Origin of the sequence: Isoptericola croceus (assembly GCF_029382255.1) — a bacterium.
GTDB classification, from domain to species: Bacteria; Actinomycetota; Actinomycetes; order Actinomycetales; family Cellulomonadaceae; genus Isoptericola; species Isoptericola croceus.
Genome location: NZ_JARLLG010000013.1, coordinates 23,639 through 49,228, shown reverse-complemented (window position 1 = coordinate 49,228; position 25,590 = coordinate 23,639). Strand labels below are relative to the sequence as shown.

Here is a 25,590-nt window from a genome sequence, read left to right as displayed (position 1 = left end):
CGTCGCAGGGGTTGTGCGGAGTCGCCCGGCATGGCAGGCTACAAACAAGTTTGCAGTGCAAACTACTCTGCCAGCTTCGCCGGAGGTGCCCGATGACGACCCCTGACCACCACGACGACGGCGCGCCTCCGCCTGCCGGGGACCCGGCGTTCGACCCCGCCGAGACGCTGCGCATCATCGAGGAGTCCCAGCAGCGTGCCCGGAAGGGCATCGAGGTCGACGGGCGTCTGCTCTACCTCGTGTGGGGCCTGGCCTGGGGGATCGGCTACCTCGTGCTGTGGACGAGCGCGCGCGACCAGGGGGGACCCCCCACGGGACCCGCCTTCCCGATCTTCGGCACCCTGCTGATCGCGGCGATCGTCATCACGATCGTGCACAGCGTCCGCCGAGGCTCAGGGACCCGGGGGCCGAGCCGGCGCGCCGGCGCGATGTACGGGTGGTCCTGGATGCTGGGCTTCCTCGCCTATCCGTTCATCATCGCCGGCATCGCCCGCGCCGGGGCCTCCGAAGAGGTCATCGCGCTGGTCGCCAACGCCCTCGCCTGCGTCGTCGTCGGCCTGATGTACCTCGCGGGCGGCACGTTCTTCCCGGACAACCGCCTCTTCGTCCTCGGCCTGTGGATCCTGCTCACCGGGGGTGTCGCGACGGTCGCCGGGATGCCCGGCACCTACCTCGTGATGGCGATCGCGGGCGGTGGCGGCTTCCTCGTCATGTGCGGGATCGAGGCGGTGCTGACCGCCCGACGGCGGCGCACCGCAGCCTGCGAGCCCGGCGCACGGGACGTCGTCGGGCAGGAGCCCGTCGATGGATGAGCTCGACACCGTCATCCACGCCCCGGCGCGGCTGCGGGTCGTGTCCACGCTGGCCGCGCTCGCGCCCGCCGAGGAGATCGCGTTCCCCAAGCTGCAGCAGCTCCTGGAGATGACCGCGGGCAACCTGTCCACCCACCTGCGCAAGCTCGAGGACGCCGGCTACGTCCGCGTGTCCAAGACGCACACCGGCCGCAAGCCGGTCACCTATCTCGCCCTGACCAGGGCCGGCCGGCGCGCCTTCGAGGACTACACGGCCACCCTGACCGCACTGCTGAAGGGAGCAGGAACATGAGTGTCATCGAGGTCGACGGGGTGACGCGTCGCTTCGGCGAGGTCGTCGCGCTCGACGACGTGTCCCTCGACGTGGGGGCCGGTGAGCTCGTCGGGCTGCTCGGCCCCAACGGCGCCGGGAAGTCCACGCTGCTGTCGCTGATCAGCGGCCAGCGCAGGCCCGACGTCGGGACCGTCCGCCTGATGGGCGGCGACCCGCGGGACGCGCCCAGCCGGATCAGCCTCGGCATCACGCCGCAGGAGACAGGCCTGCCCGCCACGCTGAAGGTGCGGGAGGTCGTCGACTTCGTCGCCGGACACTTTCCCCGCCCGGTCCCGACCGGGGAGCTGCTGGACCAGTTCGGGCTCACCGAGATGGCGCGCAAGCAGACCGGGGCGCTCTCCGGCGGGCAGAAGCGGCGGCTCGCGGTCGCCCTGTCGCTCGTCGGCAACCCGCGCGTCGTCCTGCTCGACGAGCCCACCACGGGCCTCGACGTCGGCGCTCGGCAGGCCCTGTGGGACGCGATCCGCCGGTACCACGCGGGCGGCGGCACGGTGCTCCTGACGAGCCACTACCTGGAGGAGGTCCAGGCGCTGGCCGAGCGCGTCGTCGTCATCGACCACGGCGTGGTCCGTGCCGACGACTCCCTGGACGCGATCCTGCGCCGGGTGGCGCTGCGCCGGGTCGTCCTGACCGTCAAAGACGACCTGTCCGCCTGGCCGGGCGTCGTGCGGGTCGAGCAGGTCGGCGTCACGGGGGCCGACGGCGCCACCCGCCAGGAGCTGTTCACCCCCGACGCCGACGCGCTGGTCCGCGACCTGGTGCGCGCCGACGTCGACTTCCGTGACCTCGAGATCCGGGGCGCGAGCCTCGAGGAGGCGTTCGCCGAGATGGTCGCGGCAGAGAGCCCCCTGGAAGGAGCGACCCGATGACCACCGCACGCTCGACCACCCGACCGCCCGTGCCGCCGTCGGGCACCACCGGGACCACCGTCAGCCCGGTCCGCCTGGCGTGGCTGCACCTGCGCTACCAGTTCCTCGAGACCGTCCGGGTCCCGATCGCGGTCATCGGGAACGCGGTGTTCCCCTCGCTGGCGATGCTCTTCTTCGTCGTGCCGCAGTCCGAGGTGGCCGGTGACCCGCAGATCGCCACGATGGCGGTGGCCGGTCTCGGGCTGTTCGCCGTCTGCTCGGCGAGCCTGTTCACGTACGGCCTCGGTGTCGCCGAGGACCGGGCGCTGCCCTTCGACCCGTTCCTGCGCTCGCTGCCGGCCGGGCCGGGGCCGCGCTTGGTGGCGCGGGTGGGCAACGGAGCGGCCTTCGCGCTGATCGGGCTGATCCCGCTCATCGTCGTGGCGTGGTTGTTCACCGCCGCCGCGGTCACGACGGTCCAGCTGGTGGCGGGCGTGGGCATGATCCTCGCGGCCTCGGTCCCGTTCGTGCTGCTGGGCATGGGGGTCGGGTACTCGTTGACGGCCAAGGCCGCGCTCCCGGTGGTGCAGGTCATCCTGTTCCCGCTGGCGTTCGCCGGTGGGCTGTTCCTGCCGCCGGTGATGTTCCCGTACTGGATGGACACCCTGTCCCAGGCCACCCCGACGCGTGCGGGCCGGGACCTGCTGGTCCAGGCGCTGACGGGTGCCGAGGCGAACCCGTGGGCGTGGCCGGTGCTGCTCGGCTGGACGGTGCTGTTCGCGGCGCTCGCCGTCTGGGCCTACCGCCGCGACGAAGGCCGCCGCTTCCGCTGACGTGTTGTGGGCCCGAATTCTGGCCCGTTTTGTCCGCAAGATCGGGGCAAAACGGGCCAGTTTTCGGGCCCACAACGGTCGGGGCGGGCGGTGCAGGGTCAGCCGGCGTGGCGTAGGCGCAGCGAGTTGGTCACCACGATGACCGATGACGCCGCCATCGCCGCGCCGGCGATGATCGGGTTGAGCAGCCCTGCGGCCGCCAGCGGGATCGCCGCCACGTTGTAGGCGAACGCCCAGAACAGGTTCTGCTTGATGACCCGCAGCGTCCGGCGGGACAGCCGCACCGCCGTCGCCGCCGCCCGCAGGTCGCCCCGCACCAGCGTGATGTCGCCGGCCTCGATGGCCACGTCCGTGCCGGTGCCCATCGCGAGACCGAGGTCGGCGACGGCGAGCGCCGCGGCGTCGTTCACGCCGTCGCCGACCATCGCCACCGTGCGCCCCTCGCGCTGCAGCCGCGCCACCACCTCGGCCTTGTCGGCGGGCAGGACGCGGGCGATCACCTCGTCGATCCCGACCTCGGCGGCCGCGGCCCGCGCCGCACCCTCGGAGTCGCCCGTGAGCAGCACCGGGTGCAGCCCGAGGGCGGTCAGCTCGGCCACGGCCCGGGCGGAGGTGGGCTTGACCGGGTCGCGCAGCACGAGCACGGCGCGCGCGGTGCCGTCCCAGGCGACGACGACGGCGGTCGCCCCGTCGCGCTCGGTGCGCCCGACGGCGTCGCGCACCTCGTCCGGGACCCGTGCGCCGGTCTCGTCGAGCCAGCCCAGCCGGCCGACCGCGACCCGCCGCGCGGTGAGCCCGCCCGACAGCTCGGTGCCGAGGCCCGAGTGGGCCGTCCGGACGACGGCCTCGACGCCTCCGCCCGGCGTCGAGCGGAAGTCGAACACCTGCAGCGCACCGACCGTGACGCCGTCGGCCCCGGCCGCTGCCTCCGCGCCGGCCGTGGGCGCCGCGTCGGCGACCGCCCGCGCGATCGGGTGCTCGCTGCGGTCCTCCACGGCGGCGGCGTAGCGCAGCGCGTCGTCCGGGTCCACGCCGTCGGCGGGCACGAGGCGTTCGAGCGCCATCGCACCGGCCGTCACCGTGCCGGTCTTGTCGAGCACCACGGTGTCGACGCGTCGGGTGGACTCCAGGATCTCCGGGCCCTTGATGAGGACGCCGAGCTGGGCCCCGCGGCCGGTGCCGACCAGCAGCGCGGTGGGGGTGGCGAGCCCCAGCGCGCACGGGCAGGCGATGATCAGCACGGCCACGGCCGCGGTGAACGCGAACTGCGCGCCCGCGCCGGCGAGCAGCCAGCCGCCCAGCGTGAGGACGGCGAGCACCAGGACGATCGGCACGAACACGGCCGAGATGCGGTCTGCGAGCCGCTGCACCGGGGCCTTGCCGGTCTGCGCCCGTGCCACGAGACGCCCGATCTGGGCCAGCGTGGTCTCCTCGCCCACCCGGGTCGCGCGCACCAGCAGGTGCCCGGAGCTGTTCACGGCGGCGCCCGTGACGGGGTCGCCCGGGCCGACGTCCACCGGCACCGGCTCGCCCGTGAGCAGCGAGACGTCGACGGCGGAGGTGCCCTCGACCACCTCGCCGTCGGTGGCGATCTTCTCGCCCGGGCGCACGGTGAACAGGTCGCCGGCGCGCAGCGCCGCGACGGCGACGCGTTCGGTGCTACGAGCGCCGTCGCCGGACGCGACGGGCCGGCCGTCGGGGCCGACGACGACCCGCTCGGCCTCCTTGGCGCCGAGCTCGAGCAGGGACCGCAGGGCGTCGCCCGCTCGACGCTTGGACCGGTGCTCGGCGTAGCGCCCGGCCAGCAGGAACGTCGTGACGACGGCGGCGACCTCGAGGTAGAGCTCCGGGGCGCCGGCGTGCTCGCGCGACGGGACGAGTGACATCCGCATCGACGCGCCGAGCTCGCCGGCGCCGCCGAGCAGCAGCGCCCACAGCGACCAGAGGGTCGCCGCGACGACACCGATCGAGACGAGGGTGTCCATCGTCGAGGTGCCGTGCCGCGCCGCCCGGGCCGCCGCGACGTGGAAGGGCCAGGCGCCCCACGTCGCGACGGGCAGCGCCAGGACGGCCACGACCCACTGCCAGCCGGCGAACTGCCAGGCCGGGACCATCGAGAGCAGCACGACGGGCACGGTGAGGACGGCCGAGACGCGCAGCCGGCGCCACAGGTCGTCCCCGCGGTACTCGGTGTGGACGTGATCGGCGTCAGGCGCGGGGTCCTCGGAGTGCGACCGGGTGACGGTCGCGAAGTACCCGGCAGCCGCGACGGCCTGCACGAGGTCGGCGTCCGTGACGCCCTGGGGGCGGCGCACGTGCGCGCTCTCCAAGGGCAGGTTCACGGTGGCCTCGACGCCCGGGAGCCGGGTGAGCCTCTTCTCGACGCGGGCGACGCACGAGGCGCAGGTCATGCCCTCGATGGCGAGGTCGACCTCCGCGTCAGCGGAGGTGGCCGGCGTGCTGGTGGTCACGGGCGAGCTCAGGGGGTGCCGAGGAGGGGCTACTCGCTCGCCCCGGCGTGGTGCGCAGCCTCGTCGTGGGCGCGCTGGCGGCCCGCGGCCTGCTCTGCCGACTGCTCGCGCAGGGCGTCCGGCTGCACGGTGAGGGAGGCGACGGCGTAGCCGGCCTCGTCCACGGCGTCACGCAGCGCCTGCTCGTCGAGCGGCTCGCGGGAGAAGACGGTGGCCTCGGACTCCCCGCCGACCTGGAGCACGACGCTGACGTGCTCGACGCCGTCGACGGACTCGAGGTCGCTGGTCACGTGGGCGACGCAGTTGGCGCAGGTCATGCCGGTGACGCCCAGAGTGGTGACGGTGCTCATCGATGCTCCTCGGTGGGTGGTGGTGCTCAGCTGCGGACGAGGCGGCCGATGGCGGCGGACGCCTCCTTGACCTTGGCGGCCCCGGCCTCGTCGGACTCGCGGGCTGCGTCGACGACGCAGTGCCCGAGGTGGTCCTCGACCAGCGCGATGCTGACCGACTGCAGGGCCTTCGTGACGGCGGACACTTGCGTGAGGATGTCGATGCAGTAGACGTCCTCGTCGATCATGCGGGCGATCCCGCGCACCTGTCCCTCGATGCGCCGCATACGCTTGAGGTACGCGGCCTTGTCGGAGGCGTAGCCGTGCGACCCGTCGTGGGTGTCGGGCGCGTCGTGCTGGCCGGGCGCGGTGTCGTCCATCCCTCCACCGTACCCCTAGGGGGTATGTTGTCAAGGGGCGGGCAAGAGGGAGGATGGGCGGATGAGCGACGACGCAGACGCCGGCCCGGTGTTCGACGGCGTGAAGATCGGACGCCCCGCCACGGGCGCGCTGCTCCACGCGGGCCACCGCACGCTCGACGACCTGCCCGACCGGCTCGACGAGCTGCTGGCGTTGCACGGCGTCGGACCCAAGGCAGTCCGGCTGCTGACCGAGGCGCGCGCCGAACGCTGACGCGCCCGCCCCCGGACGGCTCGCGCAGACCTTACGCGGGGCGGGCCGTGGCCGCTGCCCGCGCGCCCGCCGGGAGCGCCTCGAGGATGCGGTCCACCGCGGCGTCGTCGTGCGCCGCGGAGCAGAACCACGCCTCGAACACCGACGGCGGCAGGTTGACTCCGGCGTCCAGCATCGCGTGGAAGAACGGCCCGTGCCGGTAGACGTCCTGCGCCTGCGCGTCGGCATAGGAGGCAACACCGTCGCGGGCGGCGGCCTCGCCGAAGAACACCGAGAACAGCGAGCCGACCCGCTGGACGCGGTGCGGCACGCCCTCGGCGTCCAGCGCCTCGCCCAGGGCTCCCGACACGGCGTCCGCGACCGCGGCCACCCGCGCGTACACGGCGTCGTCGGCGAGCCGCAGCGTGGTCAGGCCGGCCGCCACGGCCACGGGGTTCCCCGACAGCGTCCCCGCCTGGTACACCGGGCCGGTCGGTGCCAGCCGGTCCATGATCGTGGCGGGCCCGCCGAGCGCCGCCACCGGCATCCCACCGCCGACGACCTTGCCGAACGTGAACAGGTCCGGCGTCCAGTCCTCGCCGTGCTGGCGCGCCAGCCCCCAGTACCCGGCCTCGGAGACCCGGAAGCCGGTGAGCACCTCGTCCAGGACCAGCAGGGCCCCGTGCTCGGCGGTGATCCGGCGCAGCCCGGCGTTGAACCCGTCCGACGGCGGCACCACACCCATGTTCGCGGGCGCGGCCTCGGTGATGACCGCGGCGATGCGCGGACCGTGCTCGGCGAAGGCCGCCTCGACGGCGACCAGGTCGTTGTACGGCAGCACGAGCGTCTCCGCCGCGGACGCCTCGGTGACTCCCGCCGTGCCCGGCATCGCCAGGGTCGCGACGCCGGAGCCCGCCTCGGCGAGCAGCGCGTCGACGTGCCCGTGGTAGCACCCGGCGAACTTGACGACCAGCGGGCGTCCGGTGACCCCGCGTGCGAGCCGGATCGCCGTCATCGTCGCCTCGGTGCCGGTGGAGACCAGGCGGACGCGCTCCGCGGCGGGGACCCGGCGCCGGATCTCCTCGGCGAGCTCGATCTCACCGACCGTGGGCGCGCCGAACGACAGGCCGCGCGCGGCGGCCTCCTGCACGGCGGCGACGACCTCGGGATGCGCGTGGCCCAGCAGCGCCGGACCCCACGAGCCGACGAGGTCCACGTACTCGCGCCCTGCGACGTCCGTGACGTACGCGCCGCGTGCCGAGGCCAGGAACCGAGGGTCCCCACCCACCGAGCCGTAGGCCCGGACCGGCGAGTTCACCCCGCCGGGGATCGCGCCCTGGGCGCGCACGAACGCCGCGTGGTTGTCCGCCGGCGGGGTGGCGTCCACCAGGGCCGTCTCGATCTGGCCGAAGCCTGCCGTGTCCGTCATCGTCGTCCTTCCGTGGGGATGCTGGGGTGCTCGCGCGGTGCGGTCAGTCGAGCCACGAGGAGATCTCGAGCGCCCAGTAGGTGAGGATCACGTCGGCCCCGGCGCGCTTGATGCCGAGCACCGACTCGAGCACCGACGCCCTGCGGTCGATCCAGCCGTTCGCGGCCGCGGCCTCGATCATCGCGTACTCGCCGGAGACCTGATAGGCCGCGACCGGGACGTCGGAACGGTCGGCGACCCCGCGCAGCACGTCGAGGTAGGAGCCGGCCGGCTTGACCATGACCATGTCGGCGCCCTCGGCGAGGTCGAGGTCGGCCTCGCGCAACCCCTCGCGGGCGTTGGCGGCATCCATCTGGTACGTCCGCCGGTCGCCCTGCAGCTCGGAGTCGACGGCCTCGCGGAACGGACCGTAGAACGGGCTGGCGTACTTGGCGCTGTACGCGAGGATCGAGGTGTCCGCGAACCCCGCGTCGTCGAGCGCATCGCGGATCACGGCGACCTGGCCGTCCATCATCCCCGACGGTGCGACGACCTCCGCCCCCGCCTCGGCCTGCGCCACGGCCATCGCTCCGTACCGCTCGAGCGTCGCGTCGTTGTCCACGGTGCCGTCGTCGGTCAGCACGCCGCAGTGCCCGTGGTCCGTGAACTCGTCCAGGCAGGTGTCCGCCATCACCACCGGACCTGGTCGGCCGGTCTCCGCCTCGACCCTGGCCACGGCCCCCCGCGCGATCCGGATCCCGCGCTGCAGGATCCCGTCCGGCGCCTCGGCCTGGGACCCGCGCGCGTCACGCACCGCGGGGATGCCGAACAGCATCACGCCACCGAGCCCGGCGCGCGCGGCCGCCGCGACGGCGTCGTGCAGCGAAGCCTCGGTGTGCTGCACCTGCCCGGGCATGGACGAGATCGGCACCGGCTCGGAGATGCCCTCCTTGACGAACAGCGGCAGCACGAGGTCGGCCGCGTGCAGCCGCTGCTCGGCCACGAGGCGACGCATGCGTGGCGTGACGCGCAGGCGCCGCGGCCGGTGGACGATCCCCGAGGTGCTCATGGTTCTCCTTGGCAGGCGGTGCGGACGGCGGCGGCGAGCGCCGCGTCCGTGGGCTGGTCGGCGACGGCGGCGACGGTCAGCCCGGCGTCGCGCGCGGCCTCGGCGGACGGCCGCCCGATCGCGACGACGGGCGTGGCGGTGCCGTGCTGGTGGGCGATCTCGCGGGCGACGGACCCGGAGGTCACGACCACGACGTCGTAGCGGCCGCCGGCGACGTCGTGCGGCAGCGACGAGCGGACGGTGCGGTAGGCGGTCACGACGTCGGGCGTCCAGCCGAGCCTGGCGAGGCCGTCGCGCAGGGTGGGCCGCGCCCGGTCGCCGAGCGGCAGCAGGATCCTGGCTCCGGCGCTCTCCGGCGGCAGCGCCGCGAACGCCGCGACGAGACCGTCGGCCGAGGCCTCGCCGTCGGGCACCAGCTCGGTGGTGATCCCCGCCTCGGCGAGGGCGTGCACCGTCGCCGGTCCGACGGCGGCCCACCGGACGGGCGCCTCGGCGAGCGCGATGCCCGGCCCGGAACCGCGCACGCCGGGCACGCCGGTGAGCGCGTCGACCGCGTTGACGCTGGTGATCACGACCCAGGCGTACCGGCCCGCCACGACGTCGGCGACGGCGGCCGCGAGCGCGCCGTGGTCCTCGGCCGGCGCCCGCTCGATCACCGGGGCGATCACGACCTCGGCCCCGGCGTCGCGCAGCAACGCCGCCAGCCCGGCCGCGCGTGCGGGGGACCGGGGCAGCAGGACGGTCCGCCCGGACAGGTCGGTCACGCGCCCTCCGGGTCGTCCGTCCCGGTGGGTGCCCGGGCGGGCTCCGGTGGTGCGGGCTCGGCCGGCGAGAGCGGGGCGAGGCGGGCGGCGCCGTCGACGAGCAGCCGCTCGGCGACGCGCACGCCCAGGGAGCGGGCGGCGTCGTCGGCGTCCGCGGGCGACGTCGTCGGGCTGATCTCCACGCGGGCGGTGTGCTTGAGCTGCTGCGTGCCGTCCAGCGAGGCGACGACGGCGGAGAGGGCGAGCCCGTCGTCCTCCAGCCGGGCGTAAGCGCCGATCGGTGCCGCGCAGCCGGCCTCGAGACGGGCGAGGACGGCACGCTCCGCAGTGACGGAGAGCCGGGTGGGCCGGTGGTCGAGCGCGGCGAAGGCCGCGGCCAGCCCGGCGGTGGCGCCGTCGGGCGCGGTGTCGGGCAGGAGGGCGTCGGTGCGGGCCTCGACGGCGAGCGCGCCCTGCCCGGGTGCGGGCGCGACGACCAGCGGGTCGAGCACCTCGCTGACCACCTCGGTGCGGTGCAGGCGGGTGAGCCCGGCGAAGGCGAGCACGACGGCGTCGAGGTCCGGCTCGGGGCCGAGGGCGCGGGCGAGCCGGGTCTCGACGTTGCCGCGGATGTCGACGATCTCCAGGTCGGGGCGCGCCGCCTGGAGCTGCGCGGCGCGGCGCGGCGAGCCGGTGCCGACCAGACCGTTGCGCGGCAGGGTGTCGAGGGTGAGCCCGTCGCGGGCGCACAGCGCGTCGCGAGGGTCCTCGCGCTCCGGGGTGACGTACGTCAGGCCCGGGGCGGGCGTGGTCGGCAGGTCCTTGAGCGAGTGCACGGCGATGTCGCACAGGTCGTTCGCGAGGGCGTCGCGCAGCGCGGTGACGAACACGCCGGTGCCCCCGAGCGAGGCGAGCGAGCCCGTCTTGACGTCGCCCTCGGTCTTGATCCGGACCAGCTCGACCGGCCGGTCGAGGAGCGTCTCAAGGCGGCGCGCGACCAGGCCGGACTGGGTGGTCGCCAGGGCGCTGCCGCGGGTGCCGAGGCGCAGCGGGGCGGGTGCGGGGGTGGTCACCGCTCCATTGTCACGCATGTGCGCCGTGCGGCGTGATCGTGGGCAGTGACTCGGCGATGTCCTCGTCGTCCTCGCCGGTCCGGCGCACACGAGAGGTGTGGCCTCCGGGGTCGGATGGCAGCGGGTTCCCGGGCTGTCACGATGACTGCTCGGTGAGGGCTTGTCTCACCGCTGCGGCAAAGCGCCTCAACTGCTCGTCCCCATAACGTGGCCAACCGAGCAGCTGGGTGTTCGCCAGGCTTCCTGCCAGCACGGCGTCCTCCGGCCCGGTCGCCCAGTCGCGGCGGAGAACCGCCCTGCGGCCTGGGCTCAATAGACCGATGGCGTCTGTTGCGAGCTGACGCACCGCGGCGGTTGCTTCGTCGAACTCGCATGCCATGAGATGAGCCTGACCAGCTTCGGTGTCGTACAGCCGATCGCGGACCAAGGAGCTGAATGTGCCTTCGCTCCTCGGGTCGACGCACCAGTACATCGCGCAGGCGAGGTCTGGGCCATCTTTGTCGTTGTGGTGCTCGATCCGGTCGAGCCAGGCCCTGAGCTTGAGCAACGTGTACCCAGTGACGGTCGGGAGCCGCACGGTTCCGGCGTCTGCGACGTCGAAGGCCGTGGAGTCTTTCCAGACGTCCTGAAAGCCGAACACGCTCATCGCGTCCTGGCGGGGTGCCGGGGTCACCTCTCCGTCGGGCTGCTCGACGTTCTCCCCGAAGGGCATGAGATCGACCGGCATGCCGGCTACGAGGAACCGGATGCGGGACGTCGAACCGGCCACCGGCTCCAGGCGGTGGGTCAGCGACCGGTAGTGGGCCCAGTCGTTGACGGCGAGTGCGATGTCGAGGTCATCGGTCCGACGGAGTGCGAAATCGTGTCCGCAGGCATGGTGCAGGGCATCGCGGCAGATGGCTCCGACGATCATGACCTGAGGGAGATCCGGGTAGATGCTCCTGAGTTCACGCAGCACCGCGGCCACGACGGACTTCTGCAGGAAACCCTCAGCCGCTGTGTTCAAGGAGTCCTCCCCGCATCGCCCGCGCGGCCTCGCGCTGCCGTGGTTCTCGAGACGCGAGGAGATCGGCGTAGACGAGCAGCGCCGGCGCCCTGTGGATCGCTGGTGCATCGCCGCGGTCGTCGAGCGGCGACCGTAGTTCTCTCCAGAACGTCCGGCGCACGACGATGTTGGCCGCTCTCCCGGCATCAGGGCGTCGCCAGCGCGACCGTGCGATCAGGGCTGGCTCCAGCTCCCCCACGTAGAGCGTGAGGTTGGGTCCATGAAGTCCGTCGACGACATGTTCGCCGCTGACGTAGACATCATGTCCCGCCGCCACCCACGCCTGGGGATCGGGCTCTCCCACGAACTGACCGAGCTCGAGGGATCGCCCGAGTCCGAGCGGGAAGGCCGTCGCCCATCGGTCGAGCAGTTCATCCTGGCGTGTGAGGCTGGCGGACCCAGGTAGCAGGTAGTGCTCGTCGGTGAGGGCCTTGATGGTGCTGTGCGCAACGCCGTGCGATACACCGGATGCTTCAGCGATGGTGCGCATCGGCATGGTCACGAGATCGGGCCAGGTGAACAGGCAGAAGATGACCTGGGCGCGCCGCGCGCTCATGAGGTTCGTCTCTCGTGCGTTGGTCAGACCGCTCTTCGGCTTGGCCGGTGCCGCGGTTCGGCGGCCGCGGACGTCGATGTGCACGCCCGGAGCGCGAACGTAGGCATTGCCCGAGGCGTCGATGTACCAGCCGTTGTGCCGTCGCGCGCGTTCGGCGAGCGACAGGGGGATTCTGTCGCCGATGAGCAGGACGTCCTCGAGACTGCTGGACATGCGCAGAGCTCGGCGGTGGTCGGGGTTCTCGGCGTCGATCCACCACCACCGGCGCGTCAGCGAGGTCCCGTCGACCTCGATCTGGGCGATGGGCCCGTCGAAGGACAGCTGAACCCCGTCGTCGCGCCACCGTTCTGCGATCCGCTCGACGAGCGCGTGCAACGCTCCCATGGCGTTCCTCCTTGCAACGACCTCAGTGTATCGTCGAACTGAACGTCTTGTTCAACAGGACGTCCAGTTGGACTAGACGTCCATTCCGGCTGGACAAGCGTAGTGTTCTGCGGCGTGGCAGCGCCGTATGGCTGACGTCTCCCACCCGGCATCGTGCAGCCGAAGGCGAACTCGGCTTCGTCGTCGCACCCCGGCCCGACGGCGTCCTGCTCGCCGAACCCGAGTGGGTGACCAGGACGGACCCGTGGCGACGCAGACGCTCGGGTCCTGCTCGACGTGCTCCTCGCCATCGTCGGCACCGGCTCCATGATGCGCTCCCCGCGCCGCCACCGCCTCGTCCCGTCCTGGATTCATTCCTGGGCGTCGTTCGCGGCGATACCGATCTTTGCCTGGGAGGTCAGCCTCGCTGACCCTGAACCTGCGCGGGCTGCGGGAGCCGGTGGCGTTGACGACGACCGGTGCGGTCAGAGTGCCGACCGCAACCCCGTGTGCGTGAAGTCGTCACCCACGAACAGCAGGTCGTCGTGGCGCTCGGCCGCGAGGGCGTACGTGAAGCAGTCGCCCAGGTTCAGCCGCGCTGGATGACCACTGCCGTTGCCGAAGTCCCGGTAGGCGTCGCGGGCGATCCTCGCCTGCGACGCCGTGAACGGGACGACCTCGACCTCCCACTCGACCAGCAGCTCGTCGAGCCGCCGGGCATGCTGCGGAGCGAGCCGGCCGACGACGATCCCCAGCTCGGCGAGGGTGGCTGCGGACATGGCCGCCGGGCGGTCGAGCAGCAGATCGACGATCCGGTCGGCCTCGGGCTCGCCCAGGAACAGAGCGACCACCGCGGACGTGTCGACGATCACGCGGGCATCCCGGCGTCGTCGTACAGGTCGGTGTCCGCCCCGCGCAGCGCGGCCCGATCCTCGTCGGTGAGATCGGCGCGCACGTCGGCGAGCAGGCCGTCGACCCTGTCCCGGCGCTCCGCGCGCTCGCGGGCACCGTCGCCTCGTTCCGCGAGCAGCTCCTCGAGCCGTCGCTGCACCGCGTCCTCGACGGCGCTCGTCTGCGACGAGCCGGTCAGGTCGGCAAGACGGCGCACTAGCTGGTGGGTGTGCTCGTTCTTGATATTGAGGCCCATGGTAGAAGTCTACCTAGGACTCGGAAGACTTCTACCAGTAGGCTCCATGGCCATCGTGGTTGATTCCGGTGCTGGTCGAGGACCGCTACACGGGGGCCACCGTCGCGCGACAAACGCCCGGCGACCTCGCCGCGGCGTCCGAGGCGCTGTCCCGCTCGGCACAGACCTACCGGCACGCCGCGGCCGAGCACGAGCCCGACCCGGACGAGCGGATCCGCGCCGCCGCGCAGGCCGAGCAGCATGAAGCCGCCGGGGACCACGCGCGCGAGGACGGACGAGCGATGTACGACACCGCCGAACGCCGCGACGCCACCGCGCGCGACCTCGAAGGCAAAGGCCTCGACCACGAGCTGATCGCCACCCGGATGCGTGCCGACGTCAGCCAGGCCCAGCCCGCCACTGGGGCGACGGCAGCCAGTGCGCAGAAGGCGAATGCCCCGAGGGCTCGCCGTGGCCGTGGCCGTCCCGCCCAGGCCCAGCGTGCAGGGCTCGACCGCTAGGGCGAATGACTCGCTGACTGACACTGGCAGCAGCAGCAGAGTGCGTTACCTGTGCTTGACTCTGTACATGAGGTAGAGTCGATTTCTGCGCATTTCGTCCCGCGAGGCGAGCCTCTTACTCAGTGCTCTAACAAACGGATAAGAGGCCGCTGCAGCTGCGGGGAGTAACGTGGCTACGCCAACCGAAATGCTTCCTGCCGCCAATGCGACAGAGGATGTTGCGGCGATTAGGGAACTGGTATCGCCAGAGATGGCGTCTAGGAGTGCTCGTGGGTAGCTTTCGGAGCGAGCCTTGTGTCGCATCTCTGCCAGTGCAGGGGCGACGCTTGTTGTCCACCGACGCTCGATTTCGACTTCGAGCGAACTTTCCGCACCACTGCTGACCGTGATCTCTTGCGCCATATCAGCCATCGCGGCTCGAAATGGCGTAATGTAATCATCCAAATCATCTCTAATATCGATGAGTTCATCGAGTGGGACTTCTTGTAGTCCGGGAAGCTTGGTGAGCATGCCATGAGCCAGCAGCCCAGGCAGGTCGTTCGTGGGTGCCGGGCTGAATTTCGCCACGCTGCCGAGTGACTGACTTGCGCCCGAGTCGAGCATGATTGCGCCATTTGCCTGCGAAAGCATTTCTGCGACGCTAATGGCGCCATCTGACCAGAAGTCCTCCTCTTCGCTCCAGGCAAGCGACCACGGGTCGTGTCCTTCCACGGTCCAGCCCTCGGAACTAACAATGCCTAGTTCGACTGCTTTGTCGAGCAGTCCTCCAGAAAGCGCTTCGTGTCGGGATCGCAGCACCTTCACCAGTGCATTGGTGATCGTCATGATCCGGACTTCATGCTTTTTTCCGAACGCTACTAATTCCTCACCGGATGCTTTTTCGAAGAATCCAAGCGCGTCCTCTGCCGGGATTAGATCGGACCGTTTCAGTCCGAGCCGATCGATTTCTTCGGGATCTTTTCGAAGTGAAATCCCGGCCGCGGTGGATACTTGCCGCATCGGCATCCGGCGCACCTGAAATGCTTTGCTTTTGTTTAAGGCCTGCAGATCTTCGCGCGTCGATCTCAGGGTTATTTTTTCGGCAAAGATTATCGCAGGCTTTAGCAGGTTCTCGTCGTACATGCGGAGGCGCGCGAGGTCTGGTCCCCAGATCGGTTCGTTGGGAAACAGCGCCATACTTGGGTCGCTCACGATGTCAACTTCGAACATGACGAGATCCTGGCACAGTTAGGCTCACGTTTACACCGGACACACCAGATCCTAGCCGTCCGGCGTCTTTCCTAGGTCAGTAGAGGCGAGAGTAGGAGGGGGCCGCGCTCCATCAGGACGCGGTCACTCGCCTCCCATCCCCTCCCGGGGGGATCAGTACGCTTCGGTCGCCTCCCGGACGTCGGGGAACATCCCCTCGGGTGGTTCGACGTAGGGCAGTGGCTCGCCGGCCTTGTTCTGGTTGGTGTCGCCCTCGGCGTCCGCGAACGGTCCTTCGGGGCTCATGAGGACGGTCATGTGGTGGTTGGGGTGGTCTCGCCACCACACGCTCATGCCGGTGGCGGGGTCCTGGCGCAGGTGCTCCCAGGCGCGCCAGAGCGCTTCGAGGCGGATCACGGCTTCGTCGTACTTCCACCACTCGCCGGCCCACCGCAGCCCGGAGCCGCCGCGGCCAGGGATCCGGCGGCGGTAGACATAGCGCAGGTGCTCGCGCACGACTCGTCGACGGAGCCGTAGTAGAGCGCGGGCGGCTGCTCTGCTACCTCGCCGGCGTCGGAGGCCGCGGGCTCGTCGTCGACATCGACGGGCTGTGCCTCGATGCCGGTCTCGTCGTAGTCGTCGTCTGCCCAGTCGGTCACGATGCCTCCTCCACCTCGACGGCCGCCTCGACGACGGCCAGCTCTTCGTGCGCCTCACGCAGCGTGCGCTCGGCCTGCGGGTCGTGCGCGGCGATGGATGCCTGCACGTCGGCCGCGTGCGGGCCGGCCATCCACGGCACGGTACGGATCAGCGTCGGGCGCGAGCCGGAGGCGAACACCACGGCGCGGCCCTTGGGCAGCGCGCCGAGGTCGGCGACGTCCAGGATGCGCACGCGGTGCAGCTGCTGGGACACGGTGCGCTGCCCGCGCCCGTACGACGTCGAGGACGACAGCCGGTCGTAGTCGCCGATCAGCTTCGACAGAGACTCGAGGAACGCCTCTTCGGAGACGCCGCCGTAGACCTTGACGTTCGATGCGCTCCACAGCTTCCTCATCCCGGACTCGCCCCAGACCTCGACGCCCTGGGACCAGGACCGCATGCACGTCATGAGCACGATGCCGCGCGATCCGTAGTGCGAGTACAGGTTCGGCAGCTCGCGCCACCGGCACACGTTGGCGGCCTCGTCGAGCACCCCGAGCAGCGGGGTCGCCAGGCGCCCGCCGGCAGACCGCGCGGCGAGCTCTTCGGCGGACTCGACCACGGCGACCGTGAGCGCGGTGACCAGCGGGCCGGCGGTCCCCCGGCCTTCCTTGGACAGCGAGTAGAGCGTGCCGCCGTCGGCGCGCACGAAGTCCTCGGGGCGCAGCTGCGGGCGCGGGTCAGCGGCGCTGTCCGGGGTGACCCAGCGGGCGACCTGCCGGTTGGTCAGGCAGGAGGCCATCCGCCGGGCGGTGCTGACCGCCTGCGGGGCGCCCGGTCGGGACCCCGGGCGACGCGCCGGTACCGAGGCGACCGGACTACAACCCGTTCACGGCCGCCTGGGCGTGCGCCACGATCGCCGCCAGCCCGGTCCCGGCCACCCAGCCGCCGGTCACGGCAAGCCCTGGCATCTGCCCGACGGCGGCACTCAGCGCGGTGACGTCCGCACGGTAGGCCGGGGTCGGCGGGGGCAGCGCCCCGTGCCAGCGCTGGAGCAGGTGGTCCTCCACGCGGTCGGTGAGCGGGACCCCGAGCAGCACGGACGCGTCGCGGGCGGCCTCGGCGGCCGACGGCACCGCCGTCTCCTCGCCGATCCGGCCGTAGGACAGCCGCACCACGTGCATGCCCTCGCCGGCCGCAGCCCGCACCCGCGCCGCCAGCCACGGCCACTTCGCCGTGGAGTGCGTCAGCGCCTTGGCGCGCACGTCGGCGGCACCGGGCGCCACGAGCACCCCGGAACCGCGTGGCACGGCATCCAGCTCCGGGGCGTCCAGCAGCAGCGTGACCAGCCAGACGTCCGCACCGGGCTCCGGGGCGGGGACGACGCCGGTCCACGGCGCCAGCAGCGGCCCGACGGCCGGAGTGGTCACCACCAGGCGGGGGGCCGTGACCGTGTGCATCGACCCGCGACCGCCCGCGACCCCGGCGGCCGTGGCCCGCGAGCGCACGACCCACCCGCCGTCGTCGGACCGGTCGACGCCCACGACCTCCTGGCCGAGCCGCAGCGCGGTGTGGATGGGGCCGGTGGCGTCCGTGACGGGGGAGTCCGTCCAGATCTCGGCGCTCGCGGCGATCTGCCCGGCGAGCGCCTCGACGACGGCGTGCATCCCGCCGTCGATGCCGCGCACCGCCGAACCCGCCGGTGCGGCGGCCCGCAGGGCGGCGACGGCGCGGGTGAGCGACCCCTCGACGGTGAACCGGTCCAGCAGCCCGGGTGCGACGGCCGCCACGGCGAGCCGGTCGAGGGGGGCGGAGTGCACGCCGGTGGCGACGGGTGCCACGAGCCGCTCCGTGGCCCGCGCCCCCAGCCGGGCGCGCACCAGCGCACCGAGGTCCTGGGCGCCGGCGCCCACGAACCGGGGCAGCACCCGGTCGAGCGAGGCGCGCAGGACGCCCGGCCAGCCGATGGCCCGGCGGACGTCGGGTGCCCACGGCACGGCAGGGATGCCGAGCACGCCGGCCCTCGGCAGCGGGAACGCCTGCCCGGCGGCATACCCCCAGGCGGACAGGGGAGCGGGTTCGACGACGTCGAGCCCCAGCTCGTCGGCCAGCTCGCCGACGGCGGTGCCACGCGCGGCGAAGGACTCGGCGCCGAGGTCGATCGGGACGCGCAGCAGCGACTCGAAGCTCCCGCCGCGCACCGGCCCGCCCAGGCGGGTCGACGACTCGAGCACCACCGTGCGCAGGCCTCGTTCGATGAGCGTGCGCGCGGCGACGAGCCCCCCGATCCCGCCGCCCACGACGACGGCGTCGACCTGCTGGCTCACAGCGAGTGGACGAGCTCGACGATGCGCGTGAGCACGGCCGGATCGGTGGTGGGTGGGACTCCGTGCCCGAGGTTGACCACGTGGCCGGGGGCCGCGGCGCCCCGCGCGACGACGTCGCGCACGTGTGCCTCCAGCGCGGGCCAGGGTGCGGCGAGCAGCGCGGGGTCGATGTTGCCCTGTACCGGGACGTCGCCGCCGAGCAGGGCCGTGGCCTCGTCCAGCGGTGTGCGGTAGTCGACGCCCACGGTCGGGTGGCCGATCCCGGCGTCGCGCAGCACGTCCCGCATGGCCGGCAGGAGGTGGCCGGTGCCCGTGCCGAAGTGGATGCCGGGCACGCCCAGGTCCGTCACGTGCCGCAGGGCACGGGTGGACGACGGCGCCACGTGCGCCGTGTAGTCGGCCAGGGACAGCGAGCCGGCCCAGGAGTCGAAGAGCTGGACGGCGCTCGCGCCGGCCAGGACCTGGGTGCGCAGGAACCGACCGGTCAGGTCGGCGGTCCACTCGGTGAGCCGGCGCCAGGTCTCCGGGTCGGCGTGCATGAGGGTGCGCGCGGCGAGGTGGTCGCGCGACGGGCGGCCCTCGACCAGGTAGGCGGCGAGGGTGAACGGCGCGCCGCCGAACCCGATGAGCGGTGTCGTGCCGAGGTCTGCGACGGTGCGCGCGACGGCCTGCACGATCGGTGCGAGGGCGTCGTCGTCGAGGTCGCGGGCGACGAGCTCGTCGACGTCCTGCGCCGTCCGGTAGGGGCGGTCCATGACGGGGCCCACGCCCGCGGTGATCTCGACGTCCACCCCGGCGAGCTTGAGCGGCACGACGATGTCACTGAAGAAGATCGCCGCGTCGACGTCGTGCCGCCGCACCGGCTGCAGCGTGATCTCGGCCGCCAGGTCCGGGCGCAGGCACGACTCCAGCATCCCGACACCCTGTCGCACCTCGCGGTACTCGGGCAGCGATCGGCCGGCCTGGCGCATGAACCACACGGGCGTCCGTGCCGGTCGATCACCCCGCAGCGCGCTGACCAGCGAGGACGTGGCAGTGCGCCCGTCCGCCAGGGGGTGGGAGGGGGGCAGGTTGCTGACGTTCACCGTGGGGGATGTCACGGTCCACGATTCTGCCTTGAGCAGGCGTAGATCATAAAGTGGGGGGCACTGTGGTTCTCCTCTCCCTCACCGCCTCCCACCACGAGCTGGACCTCGACGCCCTGGAGCGTCTGTCCACAGGCTCGATGTCCGTGGGACGCACCGTCGTGGGTACGTGCCGGCCGGTGCAGGGGACGGTGGTCATCTCGACCTGCAACCGGTTCGAGCTCTACCTGGACGTCGACGCGCCGCTCGACGGCGACACCGTGCGGCACGCGACGCGGCACGTCGCCGAGCTGGTCGCGGAGTCCTCCGGGGTGACGGCAGAGGTCGCGGCCACCTCGTTCACGGTCCGCACCGGCCCCGAGGTCGCCGAGCACCTGTTCGCCGTCGCGGCGGGCCTGGACTCGATGGTGGTCGGTGAGCGGGAGATCGCCGGGCAGGTCAAGCGTGCGCTCGCGGAGTCGCGGGCGGACGGCACCACGTCCAAGACGCTGGAGCTGCTCTTCCAGACGGCGTCGCGCACGTCCAAGCAGGTCGGGCACTCCACCGCGTTGGGCGGGGCGGGGCGGTCGCTGGTCTCCGTCGGCCTGGACCTGGCCGGCGAGTCGTTGCGCCCGTACCCCGCGGTCCGCGCCGTCATCATCGGCACGGGGGCGTACGCGGGTGCCGCCGTCGCCGCCCTGAGCGCCCGGGGCTGCGACGACGTCCGCGTCTACTCGCAGTCGGGCCGGGCCGCCGACTTCGCGACGTCGCACGGGATCGGTGCCGTCGGGCAGGACCAGGAGTCGCTGGTCGAGGCGCTCGAAGAGGCCGACCTGGTGGTGTCGTGCTCCGGTGCCCGGGGCCGTCGGCCGGGCTCCCCGGCGGCGAGCGCGCCCGGCGCGGAGGCCTCGCTGGAGTACGTCCTGGACGCCGCCTCGGTGGCCCGGGCGCGTGACCGTGCGGCGGCCCGCGCGGGTGACGAGCCCGAGTCCGACGCCCTGGTCATCCTCGACCTGGCGCTGCACCGCGACGTGGATCCGTCGGTCGCGGACGTCGAGGGTGTGCTGCTGTACGACCTGGCCTCGTTGACGGCGCACGCCCCGACGACGGAGCGCGCCGTCGTCGACCAGGCTCGCGCGATCGTCACGGACGCCGCCGCACGGTTCGAGGAGACGCGGCTCGGGCGGGCTGCGGACGGTGCCGTCGTCGCGCTGCTCGACGAGGCGGAGCGTCAGGTGGCGGCCGAGGTGGGGGCCGCCGTCGACCGGCTGACCGCGGAGCTGGCCCCGCTCGGGCACGCGCCCACCGAGTCCGACCGGGAGGAGATCGCCCGGTCGGTGCGCCGCAGGGTGCATGCTGCGCTGCACGGCCGCATCGTCGCGGCGCGGGCCACGGCCCTGGCCGAGGCGCGGGCGGCAGAGGCCGCCGTCGTCGCCGGCGCGGAACGGTCGCTCCGCCCCGTCCCGGCGACCGACTGACCCTGCCGGACTGACCCTGCGGGCCTATGCCAGGCCGATCTGCGCTCTGGTGGCTAGCGTGACCGACGAGGGGTCGCGCTCGCGGCCTCGGCACCATTCATCGGGAATGGAAGGGCGTGCACGATGGACAGCTTCTGGGACTACTCCCTCACCTGACCCGATTCCCCTCAAGCCGCTCACGGTAGTTTGAGCGCCATGCGACTCGGCGTGATCGACATCGGCTCCAACACCGTCCACCTGCTCGTCATGGACGCCCGAGCCGGCGCGCGGCCGGTGCCGCAGGCCAGCCACAAGACCACCGTGCGGCTGATGCGGTACGTGGAGCCGGACGGCTCGATCTCCAAGGCGGGCGTCAAGGAGCTGCGCCGCGCCGTGGAGTCCGCCGCGGCCGAGGGGCGCGAGCACGGCATCGAGCAGACGATGGCGCTGGCCACCTCGGCCCTGCGCGAGGCGACCAACGGGGCCGAGGTGCTGGCCGACCTGGAGAAGCGGGCGGGCGTCCCGATCGAGGTGCTCGCCGGCGACGAGGAGGCCCGGCTGACGTTCCTGGCCGCGCGCCGCTGGTACGGGTGGGGCGCCGGCCGGCTGCTCCTGCTGGACATCGGTGGCGGGTCGCTGGAGATCGCCACCGGCGTGGACGAGACGCCCGACGTGGCCCTCTCCGTCCCGCTCGGCGCGGGCCGGATGACCCGACGGTTCCTCCTCGACGCGGACCCGCCCCGGCCCGACGCCGTGGAGAAGCTCCGCAAGCACGCCCGGTCGGTGCTGCGCGACGCCGTCGGCCCGGTCGCCGACGCCCCCGCACCCGACCACGCCGTGGCGACCTCCAAGACCTTCCGGTCGCTCGCACGCCTCGCCGGGATGCCGCGCCAGGTGATGGGCACGGGGGAGCGCTGGCGGATGCGGCACGATCACCTGGCCGACTGGGAGCCCCGGCTGGCCCGCCTGTCCTCGACGGACCGCACGGTGCTGCCGGGCATCGGCCCGGGCCGGGCGCTGCAGATCGTCGCGGGCGCCGTCGTCGCGCAGGAGGCGATGGCTGCGCTGGGGGTCATGGAGGTGGAGGTCTGCCCGTGGGCGCTGCGCGAGGGCGCGATCCTGCAGCGCCTCGACCACCTCTGACCCTCAGGCCCACCGCGGAGGGTCGGTGCCCCAGGGGCGGGCGGGTGCAGGGTAGTCGTCGACCGGGAGCGCCGGGCGGGCGTACCGCACCCGCCCGTGGGTCACGGTGGTGGACGACGGCGGGGGCTCGGCCGGCGGGTGGTGCGGGTCTCGGCCGGGCGCGTCCAGGAGCCAGGTGGCCGTGCGGGTGAGGGAGACCGTGACGTCCCGGCCCGCGCCGTCCCGTGCTCGTGCTGCCAGCGCGCCGACCGCGCCCGCGGCGAGCAGATAGCCGGTGGCGTGGTCGAGCGCCTGCGCGGGCAGGGCTCCCGGGGTGACGCCGTCGGCGGACTCGAGCAGCGCGATGCCGCTGGCCGCCTGCACGATCGAGTCGAACCCGCGCCGGTCCGCCCACGGGCCGCCGGTGCCCCAGGCGGAGACGCGGGCGTGCACCGTGCCGGGCGGCACCCGCAGACCGTGGGCCTCGATCGCGCCCGGGCGGTAGCCGGTGACCAGGACGTCCGCGGCGTCGAGCAGCTCCTGGGCGCGTGCGTGGTCGTCGCGCCGGCGCAGGTCGAGCAGGGTCGAGCGCTTGCCCTGCCCGGTGTCGAGGTGCTGGGCACCGATCTCGGCCGGCTCCGGTGGGTCGACGCGCAGCACGTCGCCGCCGAGCAGCGCGAGCGCGCGGGTCGCGACCGGGCCGGCGATCACCCGCGTCAGGTCCAGCACGCGCGCCCCGGCCAGGGGTGGGGCGGTCCGCGAGGCGGCCCGGCCGTCCGGTCGTGGCGCCGTGGCCACCAGGGGTCCGACGGCGGCAGCACGGCCGGGCGCGCTCGCCCGCCACTCGACCTCCGGGCGCACCCGCACGGCGATCGCCCCGGCGTCGGCCGCCGCGTCCTCGACGTGCTGGGCCGGCGACGACGCCAGGCGGACAGCGAGGTCGTCCCGCGTGGCGCCGTCGGGAAGCCCGAGCAGCCGCAGCAGCCGACGGCGGTGGTGCGGGTAGTTGGCATGGGTGCGGACCCAGCCGTCGGAGGTGGGGAAGAACCCGGAGTGCGGGGCGAACCCGGCCCAGGGCTCGCCGTCGACCCGCAGGAGACGGTCCGAGGCGAAGGACGCCGCGACCCGTGTCGGGTCGAGCGGTGCGTCGACGAGCGGCCCCACGACCCCGGCGCGGCGGGCGGCGGAACGCAGCTCCTCGACGGCGGTGCGGGCGAGGTCGGCGACGGGCAGCGTCGCGGCGAGCCGGTCCATGGGCCGACGGTATGCCATGCGGAATTCACCCGTCCGGACCGGTCCGGCGGGAGCGTCCTGGGGGAGGCGGTGCCCTCACCGCACGGGCCTCCGGCCCCCGGGTCCGCCCTGGCACGTGGAGGTGCCTCATGATCAGCACACGGCGCGGGTTCGCGAGCTTCTCCGTCGACGACCTGGACGCGGCCCGGAGGTTCTACGAGGACGTGATGGGTGTGCGGGTGACGGTCGTCGAGCAGTCCCTGATCCTGCACCTCGACGGCGGGAGCGCGTTCTTCGTCTACCCGAAGGAGGACCACGTCCCCGCGACGTTCACGATCTGGAGGCGAAGGGCGTGGAGATGCTCCGGTACGAGAACTTCGACCACGACGAGCGAGGGATCGTCCGAGGATTCATGGTGGGCGGGGACGGTGCCTGGTTCGCCGACCCGGCCGGCAACGTGATCGGGCTGATGGACGGCGAGGGGGCCCGGCTCTTCGACGAGATCATCTCCTGACGCGCACGGCCGTTAGGATCGGGCGCATGGCCAAGACCGCTGAGTTCGTGCTGCGTCCGTTCGAAGGTCTCCCGGGGGAGGCCGACTGGGTCTCGATGCGGGAGATCGTGCCCTCGGCGACCGCGACGGCGCGCACCGTCGACGCGCACGGCGGCCGCGACGTCGTCGTCGCCACCGTGCTGCCGGGCGGCTGGGCAGCGCTCCACCGCGAGGACGGCACCGTCCTGCTCGCGGTGCAGGGCGTCCTCAGCTCCGACGACATCAGCCGGGCCCTGGCGGCCGCGCTGCTCGCGGCGATCGAGGCCGAGCCGGGCACGGGCATCCTCCCCGAGCAGCTCGACGACGCGGCGGACGCCCCGCGCCTGCAGGACGTGCTGGACACCTCGGTGCCGTTCGAGGTCACCGTCCACGAGGGCTACGACTACTGGATGGACTCCTCGGCCGAGATGACCGACGAGGTCCGGGCCGGTCTCGAGGAGGCCGCCGAGCAGACGATCCCCACGGTCAAGATCGACGGGGTCGACGCCGCATACTGGTGCCGGATGAGCCGCGAGTTCGTGCGGTGGGCCCGCACGGAGGACGAGGACCGCGTGGTCGACGCCATCGCCCGGCTGCACGCGAAGCGGGACTCGGGCCTCGCCGGCGGCAAGTTCCTGGGCATGTTCCGGGCCTGCGGCCTGGTCGTTCCCGTGTGGGAGCTGCCCCGGGGGACCGAGGCGGACGAGCTGGGCGGACCGGTGCGGGACCTGTCGGAGCGGTTCGAGGCGGCGCTGGCCGTCGACGCGCCGCTGGACGCGAACGAGCGCCGTGCGCGGGCCGGCATCATCTCCCGCCAGGTGACCCTGCGCTGACTCGCACAGAAACTTCACCCGCTCACCGCGGACCTCGCGTCGTGAGGTGCAGGATCGCCCCTACCTTGGGAGTAGGATTCTGAGGGAAGTTCTTTGCACTTCCGATCCTCGGTGGGTCACGCCGTGGATCACATCGACGATCGTGGCTGTGACGGCCGCACGGGCAGGGAGCAGTGAACGCGGACCACGGGGCAACACGGGCGAGCCGTGAGGTGACGACCGGCGAGACGGTGGTGAACCCAGGCGCACGCCGACCGAGCATGCCCGTCGCCAAGTCACCGCGCCCACCCACGGCTCGCGGTGGCCGCAGCATCCAGCGCGTCGCGGTCATCATCCCGGCGAAGGACGAGTCCGAGCGGATCGCCGCGACCGTCCGGTCGGCGCGTGCCATCCCGCACGTCGATCTCGTGCTCGTGGTCGACGACGGATCCGAGGACGACACGCAGCACGTCGCCCGCGACGCGGGCGCCGTCGTCGTCCGGCACTCCCACAACCGGGGCAAGGCAGCCGCGATGGAGACCGGCGCGGCCGTCGTCGCGATGCGGGACGCCGACGGCCGGGCACCGCGCCTGCTGCTCTTCGTCGACGGCGACCTGGGCGACACGGCCGTCAACACCGCCCCGCTGGTCGGGCCGGTCCGCGAGGGCGTCGCCGACCTCGCCATCGCCCTGCTGCCCACGCAGCAGGGCGCGGGCGGTCGCGGCATCGTCGTCGGCGCCGCACGGCGCTCCATCCAGCGGCTCACCGGGTGGAGCCCGACCCAGCCGCTGTCCGGCATGCGCTGCCTGACCCGCGACGCCTTCGAGGCCGCCACCCCGCTCGCCCACGGCTGGGGGGTGGAGACCGGGATGACGATCGACCTGCTTCGCGCGGGCTACGTCGCCGTCGAGGTGCCGTGCGACCTGCGGCACCGGCCCTCGTCGAACGATCTCGCCGGCCAGCTGCACCGCGCCGGCCAGTACCGCGACGTCATGGCTGCCGTCGGTGCCCGCCAGGTGCGGCGGGTGATCGACCGGGTACGGCCCGGCAGCCGCTCCTCCACCGGCGGCTGA

The 25,590-nt window shown here is 73.0% G+C and carries 28 protein-coding genes and 1 pseudogene; 11 read left to right on the top strand and 18 right to left on the bottom strand.

Annotated features, from left to right (window positions below; translation table 11 throughout):
- Positions 1-92: 92 nt before the first annotated feature.
- Genes PZC42_RS19485 through PZC42_RS19470 form a run of 4 tightly spaced genes read left to right on the top strand, consistent with a single transcriptional unit; the run spans position 93 to position 2,827 of the window.
- Positions 93-812, top strand: coding sequence for a hypothetical protein (locus PZC42_RS19485; RefSeq protein WP_277213529.1), 720 nt, complete (start codon positions 93-95; stop codon positions 810-812).
- Positions 805-1,104: a transcriptional regulator gene (locus tag PZC42_RS19480; RefSeq protein WP_277213527.1), complete on the top strand. Its 300-nt coding sequence runs from the start codon at positions 805-807 to the stop codon at positions 1,102-1,104. The genes PZC42_RS19485 and PZC42_RS19480 overlap by 8 nt, the downstream gene beginning before the upstream one ends.
- Entirely contained in the window at positions 1,101-2,015 is a 915-nt protein-coding gene (locus PZC42_RS19475; RefSeq protein WP_277213526.1) for an ABC transporter ATP-binding protein, read from the top strand. The genes PZC42_RS19480 and PZC42_RS19475 overlap by 4 nt, the downstream gene beginning before the upstream one ends.
- Positions 2,012-2,827 carry an ABC transporter permease gene (locus PZC42_RS19470; protein WP_277213525.1) on the top strand — a complete coding sequence of 272 codons (816 nt, stop codon included), beginning with the start codon at positions 2,012-2,014 and terminating at the stop codon, positions 2,825-2,827. Before PZC42_RS19475 ends, PZC42_RS19470 begins: the two co-directional genes overlap by 4 nt.
- Positions 2,828-2,925: 98 nt before the next feature.
- On the opposite strand, the gene PZC42_RS19465 is transcribed toward PZC42_RS19470, so the two are convergent.
- The 3 genes from PZC42_RS19465 to PZC42_RS19455 are packed head-to-tail and all read right to left on the bottom strand — an operon-like array spanning position 2,926 to position 6,007.
- Positions 2,926-5,298 (bottom strand): heavy metal translocating P-type ATPase, encoded by a 2,373-nt coding sequence (locus tag PZC42_RS19465; RefSeq protein WP_277213524.1) that lies wholly within the window; start codon positions 5,296-5,298, stop codon positions 2,926-2,928.
- 29 nt (positions 5,299-5,327) lie between these two features.
- Positions 5,328-5,648 carry a heavy-metal-associated domain-containing protein gene (locus PZC42_RS19460; protein ID WP_277213522.1) on the bottom strand — a complete coding sequence of 107 codons (321 nt, stop codon included), beginning with the start codon at positions 5,646-5,648 and terminating at the stop codon, positions 5,328-5,330.
- A gap of 26 nt (positions 5,649-5,674) precedes the next feature.
- Positions 5,675-6,007 carry a metal-sensitive transcriptional regulator gene (locus PZC42_RS19455; protein WP_277213520.1) on the bottom strand — a complete coding sequence of 111 codons (333 nt, stop codon included), beginning with the start codon at positions 6,005-6,007 and terminating at the stop codon, positions 5,675-5,677.
- Positions 6,008-6,068: 61 nt separating this feature from the next.
- On the opposite strand from PZC42_RS19455, the gene PZC42_RS19450 reads away from it, so the two are divergent.
- Positions 6,069-6,260 (top strand): helix-hairpin-helix domain-containing protein, encoded by a 192-nt coding sequence (locus PZC42_RS19450; RefSeq protein WP_277213519.1) that lies wholly within the window; start codon positions 6,069-6,071, stop codon positions 6,258-6,260.
- A 31-nt stretch (positions 6,261-6,291) separates the two neighbouring features.
- Here the strand turns inward: PZC42_RS19450 and hemL are convergent, their stop codons facing one another.
- From hemL to PZC42_RS19410, 8 genes are all read right to left on the bottom strand, one after another.
- Entirely contained in the window at positions 6,292-7,668 is a 1,377-nt protein-coding gene (gene hemL, locus PZC42_RS19445; protein ID WP_277213518.1) for a glutamate-1-semialdehyde 2,1-aminomutase, read from the bottom strand.
- Positions 7,669-7,711: 43 nt separating this feature from the next.
- The gene (gene hemB, locus PZC42_RS19440; RefSeq protein ID WP_277213516.1) at positions 7,712-8,716 is read right to left on the bottom strand and encodes a porphobilinogen synthase; all 1,005 of its coding nucleotides are present in this window, start codon (positions 8,714-8,716) and stop codon (positions 7,712-7,714) included.
- Positions 8,713-9,480 (bottom strand): uroporphyrinogen-III synthase, encoded by a 768-nt coding sequence (locus PZC42_RS19435; protein WP_277213514.1) that lies wholly within the window; start codon positions 9,478-9,480, stop codon positions 8,713-8,715. Before PZC42_RS19435 ends, hemB begins: the two co-directional genes overlap by 4 nt.
- Positions 9,477-10,550 (bottom strand): hydroxymethylbilane synthase, encoded by a 1,074-nt coding sequence (hemC, locus tag PZC42_RS19430; protein WP_277213513.1) that lies wholly within the window; start codon positions 10,548-10,550, stop codon positions 9,477-9,479. The genes PZC42_RS19435 and hemC overlap by 4 nt, the downstream gene beginning before the upstream one ends.
- A gap of 118 nt (positions 10,551-10,668) precedes the next feature.
- The gene (locus tag PZC42_RS19425) at positions 10,669-11,499 is read right to left on the bottom strand and encodes a hypothetical protein (protein WP_277213511.1); all 831 of its coding nucleotides are present in this window, start codon (positions 11,497-11,499) and stop codon (positions 10,669-10,671) included.
- 22 nt (positions 11,500-11,521) lie between these two features.
- Positions 11,522-12,517: a type IV toxin-antitoxin system AbiEi family antitoxin gene (locus tag PZC42_RS19420; protein WP_277213509.1), complete on the bottom strand. Its 996-nt coding sequence runs from the start codon at positions 12,515-12,517 to the stop codon at positions 11,522-11,524.
- Between the two features lie 464 nt (positions 12,518-12,981).
- Positions 12,982-13,368, bottom strand: a complete 387-nt coding sequence (locus PZC42_RS19415; RefSeq protein ID WP_277213507.1) for a type II toxin-antitoxin system VapC family toxin — start codon at positions 13,366-13,368, stop codon at positions 12,982-12,984.
- Positions 13,365-13,643, bottom strand: a complete 279-nt coding sequence (locus PZC42_RS19410) for a type II toxin-antitoxin system VapB family antitoxin (protein WP_277213506.1) — start codon at positions 13,641-13,643, stop codon at positions 13,365-13,367. The genes PZC42_RS19415 and PZC42_RS19410 overlap by 4 nt, the downstream gene beginning before the upstream one ends.
- A gap of 68 nt (positions 13,644-13,711) precedes the next feature.
- On the opposite strand from PZC42_RS19410, the gene PZC42_RS19405 reads away from it, so the two are divergent.
- The gene (locus PZC42_RS19405) at positions 13,712-14,143 is read left to right on the top strand and encodes a hypothetical protein (protein WP_277213505.1); all 432 of its coding nucleotides are present in this window, start codon (positions 13,712-13,714) and stop codon (positions 14,141-14,143) included.
- A gap of 45 nt (positions 14,144-14,188) precedes the next feature.
- On the opposite strand, the gene PZC42_RS19400 is transcribed toward PZC42_RS19405, so the two are convergent.
- From PZC42_RS19400 to hemE, 6 genes and pseudogenes are all read right to left on the bottom strand, one after another.
- Positions 14,189-15,352, bottom strand: a complete 1,164-nt coding sequence (locus PZC42_RS19400; protein ID WP_277213503.1) for a hypothetical protein — start codon at positions 15,350-15,352, stop codon at positions 14,189-14,191.
- Positions 15,353-15,505: 153 nt separating this feature from the next.
- A complete protein-coding gene (locus PZC42_RS19395; protein ID WP_277213501.1) occupies positions 15,506-15,847 on the bottom strand; it encodes a DUF4913 domain-containing protein in 342 nt (113 codons plus the stop codon).
- Complete coding sequence (locus PZC42_RS19390) at positions 15,745-15,990, bottom strand: hypothetical protein (RefSeq protein ID WP_277213499.1); 246 nt, start codon at positions 15,988-15,990, stop codon at positions 15,745-15,747. The genes PZC42_RS19395 and PZC42_RS19390 overlap by 103 nt, the downstream gene beginning before the upstream one ends.
- Positions 15,987-16,784 (bottom strand): annotated as a pseudogene (locus PZC42_RS19385) (type IV secretory system conjugative DNA transfer family protein); the annotation flags it as partial. The pseudogene PZC42_RS19385 and the gene PZC42_RS19390, both read right to left, overlap by 4 nt.
- A 64-nt stretch (positions 16,785-16,848) precedes the next feature.
- On the bottom strand, positions 16,849-18,297 hold the full coding sequence (locus tag PZC42_RS19380; protein WP_277213497.1) for a protoporphyrinogen/coproporphyrinogen oxidase: 1,449 nt from the start codon (positions 18,295-18,297) through the stop codon (positions 16,849-16,851).
- Positions 18,294-19,397 (bottom strand): uroporphyrinogen decarboxylase, encoded by a 1,104-nt coding sequence (gene hemE, locus PZC42_RS19375; RefSeq protein ID WP_277213496.1) that lies wholly within the window; start codon positions 19,395-19,397, stop codon positions 18,294-18,296. The genes PZC42_RS19380 and hemE overlap by 4 nt, the downstream gene beginning before the upstream one ends.
- A 50-nt stretch (positions 19,398-19,447) precedes the next feature.
- Here hemE and PZC42_RS19370 point away from each other — a divergent pair, with 50 nt between their 5' ends.
- Together PZC42_RS19370 and PZC42_RS19365 are read left to right on the top strand one after the other, a co-directional pair.
- Positions 19,448-20,839, top strand: coding sequence for a glutamyl-tRNA reductase (locus PZC42_RS19370; protein ID WP_277213494.1), 1,392 nt, complete (start codon positions 19,448-19,450; stop codon positions 20,837-20,839).
- 195 nt (positions 20,840-21,034) lie between these two features.
- Positions 21,035-21,961, top strand: coding sequence for a Ppx/GppA phosphatase family protein (locus PZC42_RS19365; RefSeq protein ID WP_277213493.1), 927 nt, complete (start codon positions 21,035-21,037; stop codon positions 21,959-21,961).
- Positions 21,962-21,964: 3 nt separating this feature from the next.
- Here the strand turns inward: PZC42_RS19365 and PZC42_RS19360 are convergent, their stop codons facing one another.
- Complete coding sequence (locus tag PZC42_RS19360; protein ID WP_277213492.1) at positions 21,965-23,194, bottom strand: CoA transferase; 1,230 nt, start codon at positions 23,192-23,194, stop codon at positions 21,965-21,967.
- A 331-nt stretch (positions 23,195-23,525) separates the two neighbouring features.
- Between PZC42_RS19360 and PZC42_RS19355 the strand changes: the two genes are divergently transcribed.
- From PZC42_RS19355 to PZC42_RS19345, 3 genes are all read left to right on the top strand, one after another.
- Positions 23,526-23,687: a hypothetical protein gene (locus PZC42_RS19355; protein ID WP_277213490.1), complete on the top strand. Its 162-nt coding sequence runs from the start codon at positions 23,526-23,528 to the stop codon at positions 23,685-23,687.
- 26 nt (positions 23,688-23,713) lie between these two features.
- A complete protein-coding gene (locus tag PZC42_RS19350; protein ID WP_277213489.1) occupies positions 23,714-24,538 on the top strand; it encodes a DUF5926 family protein in 825 nt (274 codons plus the stop codon).
- A 260-nt stretch (positions 24,539-24,798) separates the two neighbouring features.
- Complete coding sequence (locus PZC42_RS19345) at positions 24,799-25,590, top strand: glycosyltransferase family 2 protein (protein ID WP_277213488.1); 792 nt, start codon at positions 24,799-24,801, stop codon at positions 25,588-25,590.